8 protein-coding genes and 2 pseudogenes are annotated in these 4,633 nt (G+C 37.3%); 7 read left to right on the top strand and 3 right to left on the bottom strand.

Going from position 1 to position 4,633, the window contains the following annotated elements:
• Positions 1 to 447: 447 nt before the first annotated feature.
• Positions 448 to 738 (top strand): annotated as a pseudogene (locus tag J7R05_RS06725) (Rha family transcriptional regulator); the annotation flags it as partial.
• Positions 739 to 977: 239 nt separating this feature from the next.
• Here J7R05_RS06725 and J7R05_RS06720 read toward each other — a convergent pair.
• Both J7R05_RS06720 and J7R05_RS06715 read right to left on the bottom strand, forming a co-directional pair.
• Complete coding sequence (locus tag J7R05_RS06720) at positions 978 to 1,289, bottom strand: addiction module antidote protein (RefSeq protein ID WP_208541708.1); 312 nt, start codon at positions 1,287 to 1,289, stop codon at positions 978 to 980.
• Positions 1,270 to 1,578, bottom strand: coding sequence for a type II toxin-antitoxin system RelE/ParE family toxin (locus J7R05_RS06715; protein ID WP_010704165.1), 309 nt, complete (start codon positions 1,576 to 1,578; stop codon positions 1,270 to 1,272). The genes J7R05_RS06720 and J7R05_RS06715 overlap by 20 nt, the downstream gene beginning before the upstream one ends.
• A gap of 231 nt (positions 1,579 to 1,809) precedes the next feature.
• On the opposite strand from J7R05_RS06715, the gene ssb reads away from it, so the two are divergent.
• The 4 genes from ssb to J7R05_RS06695 are packed head-to-tail and all read left to right on the top strand — an operon-like array spanning position 1,810 to position 3,460.
• Positions 1,810 to 2,256, top strand: coding sequence for a single-stranded DNA-binding protein (gene ssb, locus J7R05_RS06710; RefSeq protein WP_208541707.1), 447 nt, complete (start codon positions 1,810 to 1,812; stop codon positions 2,254 to 2,256).
• A gap of 15 nt (positions 2,257 to 2,271) precedes the next feature.
• On the top strand, positions 2,272 to 2,817 hold the full coding sequence (locus J7R05_RS06705) for a hypothetical protein (RefSeq protein ID WP_208541706.1): 546 nt from the start codon (positions 2,272 to 2,274) through the stop codon (positions 2,815 to 2,817).
• Between the two features lie 53 nt (positions 2,818 to 2,870).
• Positions 2,871 to 3,128 carry an AbrB/MazE/SpoVT family DNA-binding domain-containing protein gene (locus J7R05_RS06700; protein ID WP_208541705.1) on the top strand — a complete coding sequence of 86 codons (258 nt, stop codon included), beginning with the start codon at positions 2,871 to 2,873 and terminating at the stop codon, positions 3,126 to 3,128.
• A complete protein-coding gene (locus tag J7R05_RS06695) occupies positions 3,128 to 3,460 on the top strand; it encodes a type II toxin-antitoxin system PemK/MazF family toxin (RefSeq protein ID WP_078690368.1) in 333 nt (110 codons plus the stop codon). The genes J7R05_RS06700 and J7R05_RS06695 overlap by 1 nt, the downstream gene beginning before the upstream one ends.
• Here the strand turns inward: J7R05_RS06695 and J7R05_RS06690 are convergent, their stop codons facing one another.
• On the bottom strand, positions 3,461 to 3,757 hold the full coding sequence (locus J7R05_RS06690) for a hypothetical protein (RefSeq protein WP_208541704.1): 297 nt from the start codon (positions 3,755 to 3,757) through the stop codon (positions 3,461 to 3,463). It lies immediately after the preceding gene.
• 353 nt (positions 3,758 to 4,110) lie between these two features.
• On the opposite strand from J7R05_RS06690, the gene J7R05_RS06685 reads away from it, so the two are divergent.
• A complete protein-coding gene (locus tag J7R05_RS06685; protein WP_010704015.1) occupies positions 4,111 to 4,431 on the top strand; it encodes a hypothetical protein in 321 nt (106 codons plus the stop codon).
• Between the two features lie 11 nt (positions 4,432 to 4,442).
• Positions 4,443 to 4,633 (top strand): annotated as a pseudogene (locus tag J7R05_RS06680) (PBSX family phage terminase large subunit); the annotation flags it as partial.

Here is a 4,633-nt window from a genome sequence, read left to right as displayed (position 1 = left end):
TATGCATTTAAATCGACAGAAAGGCACCTTAGAGAGAGATTTGGAAGTTTTTTGATGAATTCCACATCTGAAACATAAAACGCTCTGTACGGGGCTAATTTAAGGAAATTAGAACAGATGCGAAAATCGGGATGATAATTATAAAATTTGTAACAGGTGATAATGAGTTTTTCGTTTGACAGTGAAAGATAGTTTTGTTATACAAATACCCAAGTGCTGAAAACACTTTATAGTAAGCGGATAGGTTACGAAACAATCTCTCCTCTGTCTTTAAGAAACTGACTATCTTTTATGCGTATTACAGCGTATAACGATCTTGTCGGGTGTGGTTACACCATACAATACCCTTTGTGGGGAAAGTGTAACGACGGACTTACTACCGTGTTTTCAACGCCCGGCGCCCATTAGGGTGTCAATTGAAAACGTTTAAATAGTAAGGAGTTCATCATGAACGATTTAGTAAAGAACACACAAACTACACTGACGATGTCTAGCCGTGAAATTGCAAAATTGTGTGGTAAAAGGCATGACCATGTTATGCGTGATATCAAGAAAATGCTTGAAGAATTATACTCTGAAAGAGGTCTCCCCAAATTTGGGGGCACCTATTTAGACAAGCAAAAAAAGACGCAAAACTGCTTTAATCTTCCTAAACGTGAGTGCCTTATTTTAATCTCAGGTTATAGCACAGTGTTACGTGCTAAGATTATTGACCGCTGGATAGAACTCGAAAGTCAATTACGATTCGATCATGAATTATTTTCTCGTGATTTATTTAAATCGTCCTCAGGTATTGGTAAAGTTTTAGGAGTAATTGCAAGACGTCTGTCAGATGTAAATGATCTCGAAAACGAGCTTGAACATTACAAATCAGTTACAACAGAAGTGAGACGTGTTTTAGAAAGTTCTGTTGCAAAGGCTGCCTAATTTAAAAAGATATAACCATACCTTTCCTCTGTAAAAAGGGGAAGGGGTTTTTAAGCTTTTTCTAAAGATGTATGTTCTTCATTTTGAGTGGGTGTTAGGCTAATTTGTAAATTTAAAGCACTCAAAACATTAAAGAAAGTTGAAAGCTTAGGATCACCTTTGTCGCTTAAAGAGCGATAAAGAGATTCTCGATTTAAACCTGTTTTATTGGAAACAGTTGCCATTCCTTGTTTGCGTGCAATAATGCCCAATACATGTAAAACATAGCCACTGTTTTGAGTTTCTAAAGCATCTTGTAATAATTCTTTAAAATCTTCAGGCGTTTTGAAATACTCGCTAGCGTCAAAGGGTGTTATTTTCATCATTAACCTCTTTTACTATTTGTAGGGCTTTTTCGATATCCTTTTGTTGGGTAGATTTATCACCACCATTAAGGAGTAGAATAATTTCTTGCCCTTGTTTTATAAAATAAACTCGATAACCAGGACCATAATTTATTTTTAATTCTCCAATACCGTGAAAATATTTAGCATCACCAAAAAGACCATATTCAAGACGCAAAATACGTGTAGCAATTTTCTTTTGTGCTTGTCTGTCTTTTAAGGAATTTAACCACTTGGTAAAATGCAGGGTTTTTTTAATAATAAACATCTGTAGTTTTTAAGCGACGTAAAAGATAATGTCAAATACAATTTTTTGTTCCAATGACAGACAAATCTTCTTATTTTCTAGAATAAATTTATAAGTATTATCAGTTAGTTATTTTATTTTTCTATATTAACTAGTGTAGCATATTGTTTTATGCTATTGTAAAATATAGAAAAATAAGTTTTTCATATCCGTATTTCATTTCAATTATTTTCCTTAGAAAAGATAAAAAACATGATCAACAAAGTAATTTTAGTAGGCAATCTCGGTGCCAATCCCGAAAGCAAAACAATGGCATCTGGAACAGAGGTGGTGAACTTTCGTATAGCCACGTCACAAAGCTATAAAGATAAAAAAACAGGTGAAAAGGTAGAGAAAACAGAATGGCACTCTATCGTGGTTTTTAATCCCCATCTTGTAAAGGTTGCACTTCAGTATCTGAGTAAAGGTTCCAAAGTTTATGTTGAAGGTCAATTACAGACGCGTAAATGGCAAGATAAAAGCGGGCAAACACACTACACAACAGAAATTATCTTACCGCAATATAAGGGTGAATTGAGGATCCTTGATAGTGTTCAAAAGGCTGAACCTGATATGGATGTTCAAAAGCAAACAACGACATGGGAGAGTGGTGGTCGAGAATACTTAGAAACGACTTTGGATGACAATATCCCGTTTTAATCAGGAGGTTTTCTTATGAAGAAACGTAAGAAACGGGGAAGACCTAGAATAGAAGGTCAAATAAGAGAACCCAATGGACGTATTTCGCGTACAAAAACGCCTGATAAATCTTCATATCAACAGACACTTGAAATGCGTGCCAAGCGTTATGGGATAAGCATTCAAGATGCGAAAAACCCGCTTATTGGTACTTATGTAGGGCGGTTATATTTATTGGAAAAAAAGATTAATCAAGATCAGTACGATGCATCACAGCAGTATATTCAAGTACGAAACGATTATCGGTGTGCGAAAGGATTTCCGGGGGCTTATTATGATGGTGCAAATGACAATCACGATCAAGACAGTCTTGAGAGGTGGATTGAGGTAGCAACTGATCGTTATGAAGCTATGCAAGAGGTTATTAGAGAAGCACAAGGTTTATATCGTCAGTATAATCTTTATGCTGCATTACAGTATATCGTTATTGAAGATCAACCAATGGAACATCTTGTCAGTTCTCTATACATTGCTCTGAATGCTCTTCATAAGTTTTTTTCGCAAGAATGTAAAAACCATTGAATAATAGATTTTAAAATGTTATATTTTTGTATAATACCTTGAAGGGAGATTCTATGCACACAACGAAACTGCGTAAAGTTGGTGGGTCAGTTATGCTCTCTATACCGCCTGCATTACTTGATGTTTTACACCTCGTTGAAAATACTGAGGTTGGTTTGACTATTGATAATGGGTGTTTAATTGTAGAGCCTCAGGTATTTCCTAGTTATACTCTTGACGAATTGTTAGCTCAATGTGATCCTTTGGCTGATCTGAGTGACGAGGAAACAGAATGGCTTGATGCTAAACCTGTTAGTAGAGAGCTCTTGTAATGAAGCGGGGAGAAATTTGGTTAGTATCGCTTGATCCAAGTTCAGGATATGAGCAAAAAGGAACGCGTCCCGTGCTTATTGTATCACCAGAAGCATTTAATCGTGTGACTAAAACACCGGTTGTTTTACCCATTACAAGTGGGGGAAGTTTTGCAAGAACAGCGGGTTTTGCTGTTTCATTGATGGGAATGGGATTGCATACAACAGGTGTGATACGCTGCGATCAACCACGTGCTCTCGATATAGGAGCGCGCAAAGGAAAAAAACTAGAAACGGTTCCTGTCATGATTATGAACGAAGTATTAGCTAAGTTGTCAACATTCCTTACGTAATTAATTATATTGATTACAGTTAAGATTATCATATTTATCATAACCATAATATTGTTTACGTTGCTGTTTTAATGTTTGACATAAGTCACGCCGATTAATATCAAACTGCTCAAGTACTTCATCCGGAAGATCATCCAAATTTTGCGGACCAACATCGAACATATCAAGAGCATCATCTAGGTCATTTGGAATATAATTTTCGTCTGCATTTACTTCTCGTTCACAACTAGCAAGAACAAGCCCACTGATAAATATACCCAATAAGGCAGCTCTTTTAACAGATAAGAAAAAGCGCATCGTCCCCTCCTGATTTTAAAGTTACGAGTTCGTATAATTGATTCGATAAGAGGGAGCAATTTACACCATATTTAGGTTAATTGAGATAAAAAATACCATATCGTGATTTTTGAGTTGACATGGGGGTAGAAATGGTATTTAATGACACTGCGGTACTAGTCGTACTGTGCCTAAAATTAGATTTATAATACAATTTTCACTTCTTGCTATGCTACGGAAAGCCCTGCGTTTGCAGGGTTTTTTGTTAGGATAATCAAGTTTAGTTGTTTTTATTTATTGACGATTTATTGACCTCCTCTTGTTCCCCCCGAGAGTGAGGTCTTTTTATATCTCGCACTTTAAAGGAATAATCTATGGCATCTGGATCAGATAAGTCTGTGAAGGGGACACCGCCCAATGCAGGAGCAGGGCGTGTGAAAGGTGTTCCCAATAAGACAACGCGCATTCTTAAAGAGGCTGTGATTAAAGCAGCAGAGCAGGCTGGCAACAAATATGGCAATGAAGGATTGATTTCTTATCTTGAACGCCAGGCTGTCAAATGCCCAGCGGCTTATTTAGCTTTGTTGGGCAAGATCTTACCTTTGCAGGTTACCGGTGAAAATGATGAAGCGATCAAGATGATTACCCGTGTTGAGATTGTTGCGCCTGTTATAAAGGACAAGGCAGCTGTTTAAGGGTGATTGAGATGGCTACAGCTCAAGTTGTGATCATCGAGAAATTAATCCCGTTGTTTCAAGGAGCTGCTGATGTACGTGCTGCGTGGGGAGGGCGAGGATCAGGAAAGACGAGGTCCTTTGCCTTAATGGCAGCTTTAAAGGGCTATGAATATGGTATGGGTGGGATATCAGGGATTATCCTTTGTGCCCGCCAGTTTCA

The organism is Bartonella capreoli (genome assembly GCF_902813205.1).
GTDB lineage: Bacteria > Pseudomonadota > Alphaproteobacteria > Rhizobiales > Rhizobiaceae > Bartonella > Bartonella schoenbuchensis.
The sequence above is the reverse complement of the archived record's forward strand: the minus strand, read 5'-3'. Positions and strand labels throughout refer to the sequence as shown.

What these genes read in the sequence shown, in the direction of transcription:
- J7R05_RS06720 (WP_208541708.1), bottom strand. Translation starts at nt 1,289, where the DNA reads ATGAAAATAACACCCTTTGACGCTAGCGAGTATTTCAAAACGCCTGAA.
- J7R05_RS06715 (WP_010704165.1), bottom strand. Translation starts at nt 1,578, where the DNA reads ATGTTTATTATTAAAAAAACCCTGCATTTTACCAAGTGGTTAAATTCC.
- ssb (WP_208541707.1), top strand. Translation starts at nt 1,810, where the DNA reads ATGATCAACAAAGTAATTTTAGTAGGCAATCTCGGTGCCAATCCCGAA.
- J7R05_RS06705 (WP_208541706.1), top strand. Translation starts at nt 2,272, where the DNA reads ATGAAGAAACGTAAGAAACGGGGAAGACCTAGAATAGAAGGTCAAATA.
- J7R05_RS06700 (WP_208541705.1), top strand. Translation starts at nt 2,871, where the DNA reads ATGCACACAACGAAACTGCGTAAAGTTGGTGGGTCAGTTATGCTCTCT.
- J7R05_RS06695 (WP_078690368.1), top strand. Translation starts at nt 3,128, where the DNA reads ATGAAGCGGGGAGAAATTTGGTTAGTATCGCTTGATCCAAGTTCAGGA.
- J7R05_RS06690 (WP_208541704.1), bottom strand. Translation starts at nt 3,757, where the DNA reads ATGCGCTTTTTCTTATCTGTTAAAAGAGCTGCCTTATTGGGTATATTT.
- J7R05_RS06685 (WP_010704015.1), top strand. Translation starts at nt 4,111, where the DNA reads ATGGCATCTGGATCAGATAAGTCTGTGAAGGGGACACCGCCCAATGCA.